We start from the raw sequence: 17,415 nt of genomic DNA, 5'->3' as shown, positions 1-17,415 counted from the left end.
GGGCTCGAGCCGGGCCCGCGGAAAGCGTCCCCGGAACGGAAATCAATTTTCTTCAATTATCAAAAAAACACCATTTTCTCCCGGGAGAAAATGGTGTTTTTTATCTTTTGTCCCAGCCTCTTTTTTTGTTTTGATGTGTGATTGGCGGGAAACGGCATTGCCGGGAGGAGTCCAATTGTTTGATTGGTGCGGATGAGGGCGTTTTGGTGCGGATGGGGGCGTTTTGGTGCGGATGAGGGCGTTTTGGTGCGGATGGGGGCGTTTTGGTGCGGATACTGTCTTATTTAGTGCATTTGTGGTCTCCTTTAGTGCGAATGAGCATCCTTTTAGTTCGGATGCGTTCCCCTTTGGTGCGGATGGGCATCCTTTTGGTGTGGATACATTCCCCTTTGGTGCGGATGGGCATCCTTTTAGTTCGGATGCGATCCCCTTTAGTGCGTTTGGGCATCCTTTTGGTTCGGATACTCCCCTATTTAGTCCGGATGCGTTCCCCTTTAGTGCGTTTGGGCATCCTTTTGGTGGGGATACTCCCCTATTTAGTTCGGATGCGTTCCCCTTTAGTGCGTTTGGGCATCCTTTTGGTTCGGATACTCCCCTATTTTGTTCGGATGCAATCCCCTTTAGTGCATTTGGGCATCCTTTTGGTGTGGATGCATTCCCCTTTGGTGCGGATACTGTCTTATTTAGTGCATTTGTGGTCGCCTTTAGTGCGAATGGGCATCCTTTTGGTTCGGATACTCTCCTATTTAGTTCGGATGCGATCCCCTTTGGTGCGTTTGGACATCCTTTTGGTTCGGATACTCCCCTATTTTGTTCGGATGTGTTCCCCTTTGGTGCGTTTGGGCATCCTTTTAGTTCGGATACTCCTCTCTTTGGTGCGTTTGGGCATCCTTTTAGTCCGGATGCGTTCCCCTTTAGTGCGTTTGGGCATCCTTTTGGTTCGGATACTCCCCTATTTTGTTCGGATGCGTTCCCCTTTAGTGCATTTGGGCATCCTTTTGGTGTGGATGCATTCCCCTTTGGTGCGGATACTGTCTTATTTAGTGCATTTGTGGTCGCCTTTAGTGCGAATGGGCATCCTTTTGGTGTGGATGCAATCCCCTTTAGTGCATTTGGGCATCCTTTTGGTGAGGATGCATTCCCCTTTGGTGCGTTTGGGCATCTTTTTGGTGTGGATGCATTCCCCTTTGGTGCGGATACTGTCTTATTTAGTGCATTTGTGGTCGCCTTTAGTGCGTTTGGGCATCCTTTTGGTTCGGATACTCCCCTATTTAGTTCAGATGCGATCCCCTTTGGTGCGTTTGGGCATCCTTTTGGTTCGGATACTCCCCTATTTAGTTCAGATGCGATCCCCTTTGGTGCGTTTGGGCATCCTTTTGGTTCGGATACTCCCCCATTTAGTTCGGATGCGATCCCCTTTAGTGCGTTTGGGCATCCTTTTGGTGGGGATACTCCCCCATTTAGTCCGGATGCATTCCCTATCAGTGCGGATGAATTCACCTTTCGTACATCCCTTTTTAGAAAAACATGCCTTCAAATAAAAAGCCGACTGGAACGCTTTCCTTTCCAGACGGCAAAAAACCTATTCTCACTTGATTCCGTTGAATCGCTTGTACGCTACAAAATGTTTTTTCCAATAATCAGCGGAAACATTTGAAATTTCCACCCCATCATTCCCGGCGTGGATGAATTTTCCGTCGCCGAGATAAATGCCCATGTGTGAAACCCCTGCTTTGTATGTATGTTTAAAGAAAACGAGATCGCCAGGGACTGGATTTTTCACTTTTGTCGTATCTTGCATGAAGTAGTCTTCACTGCTTTTTCTCAAGATATCCAAGCCGGCATTCGCATACACGTAACGGACAAATCCGGAACAATCAAATCCATCCGGTGTGTTGCCTCCGAATAAATACGGCACACCCAAATACGTTTTGGCGATTTCGATCGCTTTTTTGTAGATGGCTTGTCCTTTGTCGGAAGGATTTGTTTCGATCAACCGTTCTTTTGCCAACTGGGCTTCGATGGCTTTATCCTTCAACGCTTCCTCATTTGCGGAAGTATCAATCTGATTGCCCGCGCTATTGCCGGGATTTCCTGCCACAACACCCGTTGAAGAAGCATAAATGTTCAATATTTGCCCAACATAAATCTTATCGGCGGAAGGCAATTGATTCCATCGAACAATCTCCTCCACTGACACATTAAATTTTTTCGCGATTTTTGTTAACGTATCGCCTGCAGCCACTTTATATGTAATGGAAGACGCAATCTGCTGGTCGCTCAATTTGGTCATTCGGGCTTTGGATAACGTTTCTTTTCTCGTTTCGGAACGATCCAAATTGGCGATATGATTAGACATGATCATGCTTTTTATGTTAGAATGGGCGACGGTTGTTTTCACACCGTTATCTGTCGTCGCATAAACGCTCGGCGAGAAAATGCAGCTCGCCAATATGGCCGCACCGATCAGCATCGACTTCTTTCGAGGATACATCCCTTTCCCTCCTTCAAAAGGAAATTTGTGATTCTATCATACTACTTATTTTCTATTTCGGCAAAAAGCTTATAATTTTAAATATCTTGCCAACCGTTCCCAAAAATCTTAAAAAATTGTGTTTGTCTTTTTCGACAACATGTGATAGAATTCGACATTGTTGGTGTCAAGTTACTATTTTAAATTTTTAGAAATTTTACTCTATTCTTAAATAACTGAAGGAGAAAATGCATCATGAATAATCTTGGTAGTTTTATTAAAAACAATTTGGCTGTAGGGTTTATGCTATTCGCTCTGTTTTTGGGAGCTGGTAATATCATTTTCCCGCCGCTATTGGGACAACAAGCAGGTGAACACCTCCTTCCCGCAATCATCGGATTCCTTATTACAGGTGTGGGTTTGCCGCTTACAGGGATCGTGACCGTCGCTAAAAATGGAGGGGACCTTCAAGAAGTGGCCGGCCGGATCCATCCGTTGTTCGGCATCATCTTCACAGCGGTGGTCTATTTATCCATCGGGCCGCTTTTTGCGATTCCCCGTACCGGCACCGTGACCTATGAAATCGGGATTGCGCCATACTTATCAGAAGCGCAGGCTGAAAGTTGGGTGCCTTTATTTATCAGTTCGTTGATCTATTTTGCCATCAGTTTATATCTGGCCTTGAATCCAACTAAATTGGTGGACCGTATCGGTAAAATCTTGACGCCCGCTTTATTGATCGTTATTTTATTGCTTGCGTTAAAAAGCGTCATCACGCCAATGGGGCCACTTCAAGAAGCCCAAGGTGATTACATTACGAAAGCTTTTTCAAAAGGGTTTGTTGAAGGGTACTTGACAATGGACGTGCTTGCATCCCTTGTATTCGGTATCGTCGTTGTCCAATCCATCCAGGCAAAAGGGATCATGGACCGGGCGAAACAAGTGACCATCACGATTTTTGCCGGAATTGTTGCAGCCTTGGGACTAGCGTTCGTTTATATTTCTTTATCTTGGATTGGGGCATCCAGTCCGACGGTGACAGGCTATTTTGATGAAGGCGGCAGCGTCATCTCCGCCGCTTCAAAAGTATTGTACGGCAACACGGGAAGCATCATTTTATCATTGGTCATCATCTTGGCTTGTATCACCACATCAGTTGGTTTGATTACCGCAAATGCGACATTCTTTTCAAAACTATTCCCGAAACTTTCCTATAAATTATTGGTCGTGATTTTTACCGTATTCTCTTTCTTGATTTCAAACTTCGGGTTGGCTAAATTGATTCAAATCACTTTGCCGGTGCTTTTATTCATCTACCCTATCGCCATCGTGCTCATGTTTATGGTCATGTTCGACAAAGCTTGGAACCGGGCACCAATTGTTTACACGTTAGCTTTGATTGCAACAGCCTTTGTAAGCTTATACGATGGAATTAAAGGGGCCGGATTCAGCATCGGCTGGTATGAAAAATTGGTAAGTTCTTTTCCGTTATATGAACAAAGCCTTGGATGGCTCGTTCCAGCCATTGTCGGACTTGTCATCGGCTGGATCATCCATCTTATAACGAAGTCTGCAAAAGGCGCGACAAATTAAAAAAAAGGAGCTGTTTGGAGAGCAACGGCTTTCCGGGCGGCTCCCATTTTTTTTGAGAAACTTCTATAATGATATCTTTGGCGATTTCCATTCCCGCTTTGCTCAGAATTTCCCCCTTGGCGGATTCCTGCCTTGGATTGGCGAATCGTTCATCCCTAACAATGAAACATGGACGCCTTCTTTGTTACAAAAACATTACAAAAATATTTCAAAAACATTACCCTTTTCGTTTTATTTAGTCTTTCATGTACATATGTTGTAACAAAGGCTAAACCCTGTTTTGTCGGGCACGATACATACACTTCCGGTTTCTTCCATCAAGCCGGCAAAATGTTTCTCCGATGCTTTGCCGCAAGTTTGCACTCCATTTCCACATGTGAAGGGCATCTATGCTTCCTCCATCCCTTCCCTTCACCGATTAAAATATTATTCTATCAATCTCTCAGAAACTGTTTATATCATCCAGCTCCAATTGCTATAATAGAGACATCCAGAAAGTAGAGGTGTACCACATGAAAAAATGGTTTTCAGTCATCCCGATGCTGCTTTTCATTCTATTATTGCCGTTGAATGTACAAGCAGCAAATGTATTGCAAGAAATAAAAGGGATTGTAAAAAGTGAATATTACGGCGAGATCAAAGGGAACATCGATCAGGCAACGACCATTGATGAAGCCATTAATATGCTTGACCCGTATTCCAGCTACTTTACACAGGAAGAATATGACAGTTTTATGAACACGGTGAACATGAAACAGGTTGGAATCGGGGTGGTCATGCTCCAACATGAAAAAGGCATGTTGATTACGTATGTGATCGAAGACGGCAGTGCCTTTGAACAGGGGCTGGAAGCTGGAGATATTATCACAAAAGTGGATTCCGTTTCCCTCCAAGGAAAAACCGTTGAGGAAGGTCAGGCATTACTTTTGGGGAAAGAGAATACAAAAGTGACCGTTCAAGTTTTGAAAGCCGATGGTTCAACGGTGACGAAAACTTTGACAAGAAAACCTTTCTCCATCCCGAATACAGCAAGCCGGCTTCTTTACGGAAATGTCGGCTACATCCAGCTCCAATCCTTCTCAGAAAACGCTGCCGAGCTTGTGAAAAAAGAGTATGACAAATTGAAAAAACAAGGAGCCACTTCCTTCATCCTCGATTTGCAAAACAATGGCGGCGGATATGTGGATGCGGCGGAAGATCTGATCGGTTTATTCCAAAATACGGCATATGCCTATAAAGTGAAATACAGCAAAGTGAATACCCAATATTATTTATATTACGACCGGGAAAGAGATAAATACCAGCTGGCTTCCGACGGCTCTTTGCTGGTGAAACTGGTTGGGCCGCAACGAATTTTTGACAATCATACGAAAGTGCTTGTAAACCGTTATAGTGCCAGCGCTTCCGAAATGACCGTCGCCTCGTTGAAAGATTATCAAGCGGCAGTGATTTACGGGGAAAAAACATACGGAAAAGGCACGATGCAAGCCTTTTATGAACTATCCGACAATGGTGTATTAAAACTGACCATCGGCGAATTTTTCGGCCCGAATGGAACCGTGATCCGCAATACCGGAATCACACCGGATATCATTACGAAATCCGATCCGCTTTATCAGGCGCATTATGATGCCATTGCCGAAAAACTCGCAAACTATAAAGAGATGAAAGCTTTGACGAATGTGCCGACAACAAAAACATTTACAATCACGTTGAACCGCCAATTGGGCCCAGTCAATGGAAATGATGTCGAGCTGGTGGAATTGGGCGGAAATAAAGTGGATGTTTCTCTATCAACAAAAGGCAATCAATTGATTGTGACGCCTAATCAGCCATTATCAGCAGGTAGCGAGTATATGCTTCTTGTCCATCCAACATTGAAAGACAAACAGAACAATCCATTAAAAGAAGGGGCCTATTTGCGCGTGACTGTAAGAAACAATTAATTTCCGGCACCTGACCGAGCCATGTTCATTCTTGAATGAATATGGCTCTTTTTATCGTTAAAAAAAAATCCTTAAAAAGCACGGTATTCGAACTTTTAAGGATTGGGAAGTCATTCTATACGATCGCTTCCAAAAAATTTCACCACTATTTTACGAAGTTTCTCGCAAAATACAAGTTGATGATTTCAGAAGCCAGTTGTTCCGGTTCTCTTTCTTTTGTAAACAGCAAAGTCAATGTGAGACGCTCGATGGCGCCAACCAAGCTGTGAGCAACAATACGGATATCATAATCGGCAAATTCTGCCCGATCTTTCAACACTTCTTCGATCAGATCGGAAAATCTTTCTTTTAATTTGTCTGCTTCTTCCGTTTGATAGTAACCGATTTTGGTTAAATGCGGGTTACTTTCAAAGAATCGGAACAGAATCGTCAAATTTCTATGTATATTTTCAACGATATTCCCCTCATCAGCCTCCGATTGAATGCGGTTGATTGTTTCTAGGAAGTTATTTTTAAACTGTGAGATTAAATCATTATATAATGACTCTTTATTTTCAAAATAAAGATAAAACGTTGGCTGTGTCAAATTAGCAGACTTCACAATATCACTAATTTTTGTTTTATGATATCCATTTTTCGAAAATAATTCTGTAGCCTTTTCTAGAAGTAGTTTTTTACTTCTTTCACCACTCGAATTTACTCTTCTACCTCTAGGCAATGTACTTACCCCCATCCATATTCTTCACAGCATTTTCATTATATAGTAAATTCTGTTTACGCTAAATAATATTATCATAATTTTACAAAATCCAAACATAAAAGTAGGTAAAATAGTGTCAATTGACTATAAACACAGTGTAAATAGTATAAATTATCAAAATATTATTTTAGGTTAAAAGTTTTGCTACTATACGAGTAATGATTAACATAATTTGTAAATAAATGATAATTTTTGCCGATTTAGGATGTGACCTGAACAGCATTTCTCTACTCTATACTAAAATATCATGCTTCACGACATCATTCCAATTATTTTGCTCACAAAGGTCATAGTATTTTTTTGATGTAAATACATTTTTTTGATAAAATATTATAATACTTATTATTATGCTTGGGTTTGAACGAATATTCCAATAAAAAATTGAGGCTGCGAAAACCGGGTTCAAGAAAAAAGGAGAATTTGAGAAAGCTCAAATTCTCCTTTAATAGAGGAAGGGTTTGTCCCAACCTCATACCGCTATATCTTTTATTTATTCCCTTTCAATTTGCCCCTGATTTTATTCCAGTATTCTTCCACCTCTTGGATGCCGAACAGCTTCAACAATCCGATTGTACTCACGCCGAAAATGACTAATCCGACAAGGAAGGTGATCCACTTATAATCAAACACCAGGTATTTGCTTGAAAAATATGTAATGCACCCGATTAAAATAAGTGGAATGAGCAGTTTGATGGACTCTTTGGACGGCTGTCCCCCGCCGACTTTCAAATCGTATTTGAAGCGCGCATAAACGATCAATAACAGCGTGTTCACAATCGAGCTGATCAGCGTACCCCAAGCGATGGAAGCGACGCCTGTCGAGTCCGCCATCCAATACATCACCGCAATGTTGACGATGAACACGTTGATGATGCTGAAGATGACCGGTGCAAGGGAATCCCCTTTTGCATAATAGAATCGCGTGATATACGTATTGGCCGCCAGGAAGAACATGGACAATACGAAAATTTGCATCACCGGCGTCGTCAATTTCGTTCCTTCTTTAGTAAAGTTTCCGTATTCAAAGATGACTTGGATGATATTTTCCGCGTAGAAATAGGCGAAGATGGATACAGGAACCATCAATAAGACCAAATAACGCAATCCTTTGCTGTATAAGTGCCGAATGGATTCATGATCATCTTCGGCTTCTTTCCGGCTTAAAATGGGATAGATGACCGTCGTCACCGCTGTAATCAAAATGGTTTGCGGGAATTGCGTCAATCTCGACGCATAGTTGACAACGGAAATGGCGCTTTCCCCAAATCCCAGAAGCTGGGCAAAGAAACGTTGCAGCATCGCATAAATTTGGATCGTTCCGCCGCCGATCATAATGGGCACCACCATGATCCACAAATCCCTTGTCGTCATATCCCGCTTAAAGGAGATGCCGATCGGATGGGATTTCAGCTTGCGGTAGCCGGCAATCAGGAAATAAATCATGATCACCGCACTGACCATCGCACTGACCCCGTAAGCGATTGGCCCGATGAAGAAAGATAGGCCGACCGCGATGACCAAAAAGGCGACATTATAGATCAAGATGGAAAAGCTGGATAAATGAAATTTATTATGAACATTCAATAAACCGCTGTAATACGAAGCAAGAATCAAGAAAATTGATGAAGGCATCATCCAGTAAAACAAATGCTTCGTCAACTCAATGGCTTCCGGTGTAATTTCTTTGTTGTTTTCGTATAACTCCTTGATAAGTGGATCGGTGAACAGAAGCACGACCGCCGTCATGACGATTCCGGATGTCAACACAATCGTGAAGGACTGCTTGACAAATTCCGCCTGGTCGGTTGTTTTTCGTGTATACAACGAAATGACCGCCGTTGTAAAGGCGCCGCCAACGACCAAATACAAGAAGTTCGGCACCATGTACGCCGTAAAAATGCTGTCGGCTGCGAAGGAAAATCCGTATTGGTAACCGATGACCATTTCCCTCAAAAATCCGAAAATCCGGGCTGCGATATTGATGATGGCTACTGCTCCGACGATTTTTAAAAATTTATTCATAAGCCCGAACCTCCGTTGACCGCAGATTCATACAGCCTGATGACCCGTTTCGTGATCTCATCCGCATCATGGATATGCAAAATCCTTTCGCATGCTTCCTGATTCACATATTGTTCTTTTGGAGTCGTCAGAGCTTTCAACATTTCATCCGCCAGGGCATTCGGATTTTCCGGTTCCACCAGACGGCCGGCTCCGTCCCCAAGCAAATACGTCAGTCCACCGACATCCGATGCAATGACAGGAATTCCCGTTGCGACGGCTTCCAGGGCAACCAGTCCAAACCCTTCCAAATGGGAAGGCAACACAAACACATCGCTTGCCTGATACCAAGTCGCAAGCTCCTGCTGCTTCATTGGCCCGACCATCAGCACATCTTCATCCACTAATGGTTTTAGACTGTTGACGAAATTCGTATCCCGCTGAGAACCGATAATGACAAGCTTGATTTTTCGATCCGACGCCTTTTTCACTTGCTGGAAAGCGATGAGCAGCTCTTCCACGCCTTTTTGTCTGATGACATTGCCAACAAACAAGTAGATAAAGGCATCTTCATCCAGCTGCAATTGTTTTCTCGCCGATTCCTTGTTGCCGGGCTTGAATTGTTTGCGGTTTACGCCCATGCTGCAAACGAGGATTTTCTCCCGCGGAATGCCATATTCCTTTTCAATTTGCTCGGCAAGCACCGGTCCCACGGCAATGACATGGCTGCTTTCCCGCAAAATATTCTCCGTCCAATTGCGGATGATGGCGCTTTTCTTCGCCATCCGCTCAATATCGCCGCCATGGGCAGTGACGACATACGGGATATTGAACAACTTTTTCATCATCAATGAAAAGACGCCGGACGGGAATACATAGTGGGCATGGGTAACGGAAATGTCCTTTTTATATTTCAACGCTTTCCCAAGAACCTCTTTCGCCCATTTGCCGTATTTCAATAAGGTGTTTTTCTTGCCCGTTCTCGGATCTTGGTTTGCGGCGACAATGACGTCCATGTTTTCATTTTTCAGCGCTTCCACCTGATTTTTGACGAAAATGCCAAATGACGGATGTTCATTTGAAGGATACATATTGCTGATTACAAACACTTTTTTCATTTGTCCTTCACTGCCTTCATCATCAATTCTTTGCCTTTGCTCGCTTCTTCATATGCCTTTCGGGCGATGGTTTTCGTTTCATCCACAACCTCTTTCCAATTCTTGTGGAGTTCATGAAAGGCGCGATATAAAATCATGTCATCCGTTTCGATCTCTTCAAGGGCAAGACAGCGGTTTTCGATGCCGGTCAATCTCATAAAATTGGTCACTTTCGGATGATAGGAAATGCCGATCACCGGTGTTGCGGAACAGGTCGCAATAATCAATGAATGCAACCGTGTGCCAATCACCGCATCATACTTGCTCACCAGCTCCAATAATTTTTGCGGCTTCAAGTTTTCATCAATGATGGTTGTCCTCGCTTGATGCTTCATTTTCTTCTGGATATCTTTCGTCACATACACATCTTGAGGATATTTGGTGGCGAAAAAGGTGATGTTGACATTTTCCTTTTCAATCAAGTGGTCCAAATTTTTCGCCATCCCTGACACGTAATTCTCATACTTATCGACGTCGCCATATGGCCAGTAGTTCGCGTTATACATGGGCACACAGGAAACCGCCACTTCCATCGGCTCCTCCCGGTAACCGGCTTTCGGATGGTATAAAGTGAAGGCCGGATCGCCGATGACTTTGATTTCTTTTTTAACGCCGATTTTTTCCAATAACGTTTTCGATTCGGGATCCCTCACCGAAATATTGGAAGCATGTTTGCACATGAATCGGATCATCAGACGGCCTGAGATGGTATCAAGCGGGCCCGCACCGCATCCATACACGATGTACGGCACTTTCGCGTTTTTGGCCATCAACGCATAGGTGCTGTAAAGGTGGGCTTCCCGGCGGTAAAAATCCATCAATATGCCGCCGCCGCCAATGATGAGCAGATCGCATTTCGAAACATATTTTTTATTGGATTGGTATGTAGTGTAAAAAGTTTTATATAAATTTTTGCTTTTATAGTATAATGGGTAGCTTTTGACTCCATATTGTTCGCTCGTTTGCTGCGTGTTGTTGCTGAATACAATAATGTCGTCACGGGAAACGTTGAACACCTGCTCCAGCTGCATGATGATGCTGAGCAAAATCGATTCATCCCCGTTATTATCATTACCGTAATTGCCTACGATTCCGATTTTCATGAACCTACATCCTTTTGTTGTTATAATGAACAATTATAGCATTCCGTTGTATAGAATAACATAAAAATTGCCACAAGCCTAATACCATCAAATAATAAAACCAGGCCATTGTTGACCTGGTTTTTTCAAACTATTTTTCACATGCCCATCCATCGTTGTCCCGGTCCATTTTGGCCTGGTAGGCGGGATGGCCGGATGGAACCCCGTTCGGATAATACTTCTGCATCTCTGTACAATTGGCAAAACTTGACGGTGCTCCCGGCACGACAGTGGATTGATTATTGTTCTGTGTTGTTTGGGAGGTGTTTTCAAACGGTTTCGCATTCAACGTATACAGATAGCCGTCCGATGTGATGACAATATTGCCGCTTGCCGCCGTGCTGTATGCTTTGGCGCCGACCGTTTTTATATTGCTTAACACGCCGCTGTTCGGATGGCCGTATGAATTTCCCTTGCCGTAGCTGAGGATGACCGTTTCAGGCTTCACCGCTCGCAAAAACGCCAAACTTGAACTTGTGCTTGAGCCGTGATGCCCCGCTTTCAAAATTTCCGATTCCACATTGTATTTCGCCATCACGATTCGATGGCTGTGTCCGCATCCCCTGTCAACAACGCATCCACATCCTGATAAGACACTTTTAATACGATGCTTGCCTCATTCGTCTCTTCCGCATAGGCATTCACATTGAGCACCTGGATTTTTAATGATGGATCAATGGTTAAGGACTCGCCCATGACCGATTGAAGGTAATCGGATCCTTCATTTTTGACGGCATTCAATAGTGCAATATACGTGTCCGTTGTGCTCACTTTCCCGCTGTCGATAAAGTGTTCCACTTGGAATGCGGCCAATACGTCGAGCAAGCCGCCGATATGATCGGCATCCGGATGGGTCGCAACGACATAATCAAGCGTATTGATTTTCAATGATTTCAAATACGCGACCAATTCATTCCCTGCCGATTTTGGACCGCCATCCACCAATATGGTTTTGCCATTTGGTGTTTGAATCAGGATGGAATCCCCTTGTCCAACATCAAGGAAATGGACTTTCATATTTTTTAATACGGTTGAACCGGTTTCTTTGTAACGGACAGCCCGGGCTACAAACGTCGCCAAATGGGCTTTCGTCAAGTTGTTTTGCGGTTTGAATGTGCCGTCGGTGTATCCTGTCGTAATGCCCGCTTTGGCCAATTGTTTGACCGCTTCATAAGCCGTATGCCCTTTTGGCACATCTTTGAAAGTTTGCGTCCCGTTCGGCAATTTGTAAGCCCGGGCGATGAAGGCTGCCATATGGCCACGGGTCACTTTTTGGTCCGGTTTGAATGTGCCGTCCGGATACCCGTTGATGATTCCGGCTTTCGTTGCCTCATAAATATAGCCGCTGTATTTATGGCTTTTCGGCACATCTTTGAAGCCGGTTGCCTTAGGCGTATTATCCAATTTTAACGCCTTCGCCAGCATGACGATGACATCCATACGGGTCGCCGTATCGGCAGGGGCAAATGTTGCCGCTGGATCAATGGCCCCCTTATCCACCAAATATTCGATGTCCGAATAATTGTAGTGGGTTTTTGGAACATCCCGGAATGTTTGCGCATAGGACGGAACCGCAAAAGATAGGATGAGTATCATTGATAAGATGGTCGATAAAATTTTCTTCATTATTCTTCTCCCTTAGTTTCATTCAAGGCTCCATTATAGGCTTGAATCGGAAGTTTGTACACTCATGTTCGGTTGGCAGCATTGTCAGTCCGTTTTAATAATGCCAATGTTGCCCTTCCAACGCATTTTCTTGCAAATAAAAAACTCTCCTCCGCTAAAAGCAGAGGAGAGCATAGGATGTTACAGATGAATCGCGCGGTAAACAAACAGAACGAAATGTTCCCTGCGGATGTTTTCATCCGGTTTGAATGTGCCGTCCTGGTATCCGGTTGTTACGTTATGATATGCCAATGCTTGAATGTAGGAAACGGCCCAGTGTTGGGACGGAACATCGGCAAAACTGATTTTTTGGTTATTCAAGCTGGCTGTTTGCACTTTCGTATGATCCAATTCAAAGGCTTCGGAAATGATTTTGGCCATTTGGGCGCGGGTCAATTTCCCTTTCGGATCAAATGTGCCGTTTTCTTTCCCGCTCATGATGCCGGCGTTTGCCACCGCGGCAATTTGTTTATAGTAAACATGCGTTTTTGGAACGTCTTTGAAGTTTGGATCTTTGACATTGTTTGTATCCAAATTGAGCACTCTTGCCAAAATGACCGCCGCATGCTCACGGGAAATGTTTTCTTTCGGTTTGAATGTGCCATCGCTGTAACCTGTGATGATATTATTTTTGGCGCTGTATTCGATTTCGTTGTAGTATTGGTAATTTGAAGGAACATCTTTGAAGATGGATTTGTCCCTCACTTGCACAGCCATGGAAACCGATTTTGAACCCAATGTCGCAACGATTTTTCCGCTGCCCGGATTCGTCGCTTTAAATTGGCCGGAAGAAGTGATTGTGCCGATGTTTCCTTCCACCGACCATTTCACTTGATTGGCGTTATAGATGAGTGTTTTTCCTTCCGCATCTTTTGCATTCACCGTGTAGTTTTGCGTTTCATCCACTGTGACTTCCTTGGCCCCTTGGATCGTCATGGAGCTTGGGGCATCCACGATGGTCACAGGGAAGGATTGGAGGACTTTTCCTTTATACATGATATAAATCCGGTCTTCTCCCGCTTTCGTTGTTGTAAATGTCGTGCCGTTCACCTGCAAAGTTTTGTTTTGGGATGCAAGACTGATAGAATCGGAAGCAAGCGGAAGCGGATTATAGTATTCATCCAATACATATTGGACGTTGACCGTCGAACTTGTTCCGACAAGCATTGTACCTACGTTCGTGCGGGAGTATTTGAGTGTTTTCGCTTCTCCCAATGGTGCGGTGCTGATCGCTTCCAAAATGGCATGGACCGCACGCGGAGAACCGCCCGATGGTTTATTGATCAGAACAACATCATTGCTTCCATATTTCCGGATCCCCATCGTTGTGGAGCCGCCGCCATCCAGGTTGATGGCTGTATCCACGCCCAAAGAGACCAAATAATTGGCCAGTTGCGTCATATTCATTCCTTTGCTGTGGGACTGTCTTCCATCCACCGTAATGAAATGGACCGTTTTCTTATCCTTGCTTAATGCCACAACCGTTCTTGGAGCCACTTCTCTTGCGCGGCTGGAAGAAGTGCTCATCATGATGTACGGTTTGCCGTCACGCACCAAGAATGGCCCTGAAGCAAGGATGAATTGCGCATCTTTCCATTGGGCGTCGATATCAAAATTCACGCTGATTTGCTGTCCGATTTGCAAATTGGAGAAAGTTTTGCTGTATGGTGAGCCTCCCTGAACAGACAGAATAAATCCGTTTTTCGGAATGGCATGTTTCGTTTGTCCATAAGGGGCGATTTCTTTGACCCTTCCGGAAATGGTATCGCCAAAATAGATGGGTCCCACCGGTTGATCGCCTTCGATGATTACGTCGAATCCATATTCATTGTTGTTCGTATAGCCGAGGTAATAATTTGGTGTATAAACCACGACTTCATTGGCGTTGCGGACACGGTCCATTCCAGAAAGATCATAAGTGCTGCCGTTGGTCGACATTGTAATTTTCATATCAAAATAATCGATGATGCCTTGTCCATTTTTACCGATGCCGAATGCCGTCGGAACGTTCATGTATTGATCCGCGCCTTCCGACACAAGACCGCCGTTGATGATGCGGTTATTTTTCGCAATCAAAAATGCGGGAACGCCCGTGCTCATATTGAAAAATGCCGCGTTGATTGCACCGACCACCCGATTTCCGTCTCGGGAATCGCGGTTTGCGATGGCCAGCACCGTTTCCCGTTTATTATAGGCGCTTGGCAATCCAACATCGACTTTCGTATATGAATCATTCAAATTGATTGATAGATGATTGATCACATTCGTATAGCTGTCTTTGTATGTATATTGGCTATACATCACTCCGGAAGAAACCGGATATTGCTCATTGACCGTTTGGGCCGCTTGTACTGGTGCTACAGTCCCGATCAATAGCAACAATGCGAAAACAATTGATAATACTTTTTTCATTCTCTCTCGCTCAAAAAAAGAGCACTCACCTTCCTCCCTTTTCATCTTTTTCCATTAAACCATATTAAACTATAAAAGAGGAAGATAAAATAAGAGAATTCAAAAACACTACTTTCTGCCCTGCTATTTTCATAATATTTCTATTTCATTTATATCAATTCACCCCTTAATAACTTAGTAATATTTTGATAGTATTGGAAATAGAGAGGAGGAAAAAGATGAAAAAATTAGTAGGAATAGTTTTTAGCATATTGCTGGTTTTCTCTCTCGTTTCGATCAACCAGGTGGAAGCGGCGGATGATGTGACTGGCAACTATCATGAACGTTCGCTGCGCTATCTGATTTCGAAAGGGGCTTTGACGCCGGACGAGAATGGGAAATACAACCCGAATGCGACGGTGACACGGGCTCAATTCGCGGCATTCATTTCAAGAGTCATCGGATTGCCGAATGGAAAGGATCCGATCTCTTTCAGCGACGTGCCCTCAAGCAACAATTATTATCAGGATATTCAAAAAGCCGCATCAGCCGGAATCGTGACGGGATATGAAAACGGCACATTCAAACCGAATGATCCGATTACACGCCAACATATGGCGGTCATGATTGAGCGTGCGATGAAATATTTGAAGATTCCTACAAGCACAGCGAAAGATTTGACGTTTAAAGACAAAAATCAAATCTACAAGGATTATTATTCCGCTGTCGCAACCGGGGCGGAAAAAGGGATTATCCAAGGGTCCACCATGCCGGATGGCGTGTATTTTTATCCATTGAAAAATACGCCTGTCTCCCAAGCCGCAACGTTCATCATCCGAATGATGGAAGCGGCTGGAAACCAAGAGGCGATCAATTTCGGCCCATATGAATTAAGCGTGATCCAAAATGGAACGCTGGCGGCAACCAACACAAAATCCTATGATTTTAATGCCATCAAGCCGAGCGTTCAAAATAGCAACCAAGTCATTACGAAAAACGGCAACATCGTTTATATGTATCCGGGTGCCGGTTTCGCAGTGGCGAAAGCTTACAGCGTGTTGAACTCCCAAACAATCGGAGATCAAGTCAGCGTGGCGACCGGATCACAAATGCAATATCTTGGTGCGGAAGGAAATAAAGTGAAAGTGGATTTGGCCGGCCAAGTGGGCTATGTGGATGCAAACACATTGACGTTGTACCCTTACACCTTGTCAAAAGGCCGCAACTATTATAAAAATGTGGGCGGAGAAATCGTTCACGTCTTGGTGGATCCGCAAACCGGCAAAGAAACGGCAAGTTATACGTTCGGCAAAGCGCCAAGCCAAATGAGAGCCGGCGTCAAGTATTACAGCTGGGATGGCATCACGTTCTATACAGGTGCGGAAAAATTTACATATTACAACTATTATCAGTTCCTTCCTGTTCATACGAAAACCCAATATACAGCTGATGAATTGGACAGATATATCGACTACGCATTAAAAGAGCGGGAAAAACAAGGCGGACGCTATACGAACGCTTCGAAGAAAAGTAAATTGATCGGTTTAGGGAAAAAGTTGAAAGCCTTTGAAGAAGAATACGGCGTCAACGCCATGATGATTTTGGCGCTCGCCTTCCATGAAAGCGATTTTGGAATGAGCGATTATGCGCAAAATTACAACAACTTGTTTGGTTTGTACGTCTATGACACAAACCCATTGAAAAAAGAATTCGCATCTCCGGAAGCAAGCATCCGTGAATTGATGGATCAATTCTGGTGGAAAAACTATATTCCGGCCAATGCTTCCTTTGCCCACGGTGCTGTATTTGGAACAAAACGGATCGGATTCAACGTGAAATACGCATCCGATCCGTATTGGGGCGCAAAAGCGGCAGGACATTACTACCGTGCGGATAAATACTTGGGCGCCAAAGATGCGAATAAAGGTTATAAAGTGGGATTAACGAATACGACGGGATTGAATGTCCGGACGGGCGCATCCACAAGTTTCCCTGCTATTTACCGATATAACCGTTCAATGCTCCCAGTGTTGATTTCGAGCACCAACCTTGTTTCAAGCGGATGGTACGAAATCATCCCGGACAGCCGCAACCATAAAGTGGCCTACGTAAGTGCACAGTACGTCAATATTTTGGATACTGTGAAATAATGATTGGTGTAAGAAGCTGGGACAAAACTAGCTTCTAGATAGGAAAAAGGAGAATTTGAGCCAACTCAAATTCTCCTTTTTCCATTTATCCCCATTATTTTTGGTTAGTTGATCTTTGTTGGCCGTGTATTTTCGTA

The 17,415-nt window shown here is 44.0% G+C and carries 11 protein-coding genes and 1 pseudogene; 4 read left to right on the top strand and 8 right to left on the bottom strand.

The annotated features are described in order from the left end of the window. The first annotated feature begins 226 nt into the window (after window positions 1-226). A complete protein-coding gene (locus tag ACFPOH_RS12805) occupies window positions 227-1,657 on the top strand; it encodes a hypothetical protein (protein WP_390309989.1) in 1,431 nt (476 codons plus the stop codon). On the opposite strand, the gene ACFPOH_RS12800 is transcribed toward ACFPOH_RS12805, so the two are convergent. Beyond that, the gene (locus tag ACFPOH_RS12800; RefSeq protein WP_390309987.1) at window positions 1,589-2,494 is read right to left on the bottom strand and encodes an NlpC/P60 family protein; all 906 of its coding nucleotides are present in this window, start codon (window positions 2,492-2,494) and stop codon (window positions 1,589-1,591) included. The two genes, ACFPOH_RS12805 and ACFPOH_RS12800, sit on opposite strands and share 69 nt — an antisense overlap. 234 nt (window positions 2,495-2,728) lie before the next feature. On the opposite strand from ACFPOH_RS12800, the gene brnQ reads away from it, so the two are divergent. Both brnQ and ACFPOH_RS12790 read left to right on the top strand, forming a co-directional pair. Next, window positions 2,729-4,066 carry a branched-chain amino acid transport system II carrier protein gene (brnQ, locus tag ACFPOH_RS12795; protein ID WP_390309985.1) on the top strand — a complete coding sequence of 446 codons (1,338 nt, stop codon included), beginning with the start codon at window positions 2,729-2,731 and terminating at the stop codon, window positions 4,064-4,066. Between the two features lie 512 nt (window positions 4,067-4,578). Next, the gene (locus tag ACFPOH_RS12790; protein WP_390309983.1) at window positions 4,579-6,012 is read left to right on the top strand and encodes a S41 family peptidase; all 1,434 of its coding nucleotides are present in this window, start codon (window positions 4,579-4,581) and stop codon (window positions 6,010-6,012) included. 145 nt (window positions 6,013-6,157) lie between these two features. On the opposite strand, the gene ACFPOH_RS12785 is transcribed toward ACFPOH_RS12790, so the two are convergent. From ACFPOH_RS12785 to ACFPOH_RS12755, 7 genes and pseudogenes are all read right to left on the bottom strand, one after another. Further along, the gene (locus ACFPOH_RS12785; protein WP_390309981.1) at window positions 6,158-6,745 is read right to left on the bottom strand and encodes a TetR/AcrR family transcriptional regulator; all 588 of its coding nucleotides are present in this window, start codon (window positions 6,743-6,745) and stop codon (window positions 6,158-6,160) included. Window positions 6,746-7,258: 513 nt separating this feature from the next. Next, complete coding sequence (murJ, locus tag ACFPOH_RS12780) at window positions 7,259-8,794, bottom strand: murein biosynthesis integral membrane protein MurJ (RefSeq protein WP_342470189.1); 1,536 nt, start codon at window positions 8,792-8,794, stop codon at window positions 7,259-7,261. Then, complete coding sequence (locus ACFPOH_RS12775) at window positions 8,791-9,891, bottom strand: glycosyltransferase (RefSeq protein WP_342470190.1); 1,101 nt, start codon at window positions 9,889-9,891, stop codon at window positions 8,791-8,793. The genes murJ and ACFPOH_RS12775 overlap by 4 nt, the downstream gene beginning before the upstream one ends. Then, window positions 9,888-11,033, bottom strand: a complete 1,146-nt coding sequence (locus tag ACFPOH_RS12770; RefSeq protein WP_342470191.1) for a polysaccharide pyruvyl transferase family protein — start codon at window positions 11,031-11,033, stop codon at window positions 9,888-9,890. The genes ACFPOH_RS12775 and ACFPOH_RS12770 overlap by 4 nt, the downstream gene beginning before the upstream one ends. A 130-nt stretch (window positions 11,034-11,163) precedes the next feature. After that, window positions 11,164-11,283: pseudogene (locus ACFPOH_RS12765) on the bottom strand (excalibur calcium-binding domain-containing protein); the annotation flags it as partial. Between the two features lie 323 nt (window positions 11,284-11,606). Beyond that, window positions 11,607-12,698, bottom strand: a complete 1,092-nt coding sequence (locus ACFPOH_RS12760) for an S-layer homology domain-containing protein (protein ID WP_390309979.1) — start codon at window positions 12,696-12,698, stop codon at window positions 11,607-11,609. 180 nt (window positions 12,699-12,878) lie between these two features. Beyond that, window positions 12,879-15,149: an S-layer homology domain-containing protein gene (locus ACFPOH_RS12755; RefSeq protein WP_390309978.1), complete on the bottom strand. Its 2,271-nt coding sequence runs from the start codon at window positions 15,147-15,149 to the stop codon at window positions 12,879-12,881. A 218-nt stretch (window positions 15,150-15,367) separates the two neighbouring features. Here ACFPOH_RS12755 and ACFPOH_RS12750 point away from each other — a divergent pair, with 218 nt between their 5' ends. Continuing rightward, window positions 15,368-17,278, top strand: coding sequence for an S-layer homology domain-containing protein (locus tag ACFPOH_RS12750; RefSeq protein WP_390309976.1), 1,911 nt, complete (start codon window positions 15,368-15,370; stop codon window positions 17,276-17,278). The last annotated feature ends 137 nt before the right edge of the window (window positions 17,279-17,415 follow it).

The organism is Ureibacillus suwonensis, assembly GCF_042655065.1.
Lineage (GTDB): Bacteria > Bacillota > Bacilli > Bacillales_A > Planococcaceae > Ureibacillus > Ureibacillus suwonensis.
This window is presented reverse-complemented; position numbering and strand designations above follow the sequence as displayed.

Bases quoted from the DNA above. Each gene is read 5' to 3' on its own strand.
- ACFPOH_RS12785 (WP_390309981.1), bottom strand. From the start codon at position 6,745: ATGGGGGTAAGTACATTGCCTAGAGGTAGAAGAGTAAATTCGAGTGGT.
- brnQ (WP_390309985.1), top strand. From the start codon at position 2,729: ATGAATAATCTTGGTAGTTTTATTAAAAACAATTTGGCTGTAGGGTTT.
- ACFPOH_RS12775 (WP_342470190.1), bottom strand. From the start codon at position 9,891: ATGAAAAAAGTGTTTGTAATCAGCAATATGTATCCTTCAAATGAACAT.
- ACFPOH_RS12750 (WP_390309976.1), top strand. From the start codon at position 15,368: ATGAAAAAATTAGTAGGAATAGTTTTTAGCATATTGCTGGTTTTCTCT.
- ACFPOH_RS12790 (WP_390309983.1), top strand. From the start codon at position 4,579: ATGAAAAAATGGTTTTCAGTCATCCCGATGCTGCTTTTCATTCTATTA.
- ACFPOH_RS12760 (WP_390309979.1), bottom strand. From the start codon at position 12,698: ATGAAGAAAATTTTATCGACCATCTTATCAATGATACTCATCCTATCT.
- ACFPOH_RS12770 (WP_342470191.1), bottom strand. From the start codon at position 11,033: ATGAAAATCGGAATCGTAGGCAATTACGGTAATGATAATAACGGGGAT.
- ACFPOH_RS12755 (WP_390309978.1), bottom strand. From the start codon at position 15,149: ATGAAAAAAGTATTATCAATTGTTTTCGCATTGTTGCTATTGATCGGG.
- murJ (WP_342470189.1), bottom strand. From the start codon at position 8,794: ATGAATAAATTTTTAAAAATCGTCGGAGCAGTAGCCATCATCAATATC.
- ACFPOH_RS12800 (WP_390309987.1), bottom strand. From the start codon at position 2,494: ATGTATCCTCGAAAGAAGTCGATGCTGATCGGTGCGGCCATATTGGCG.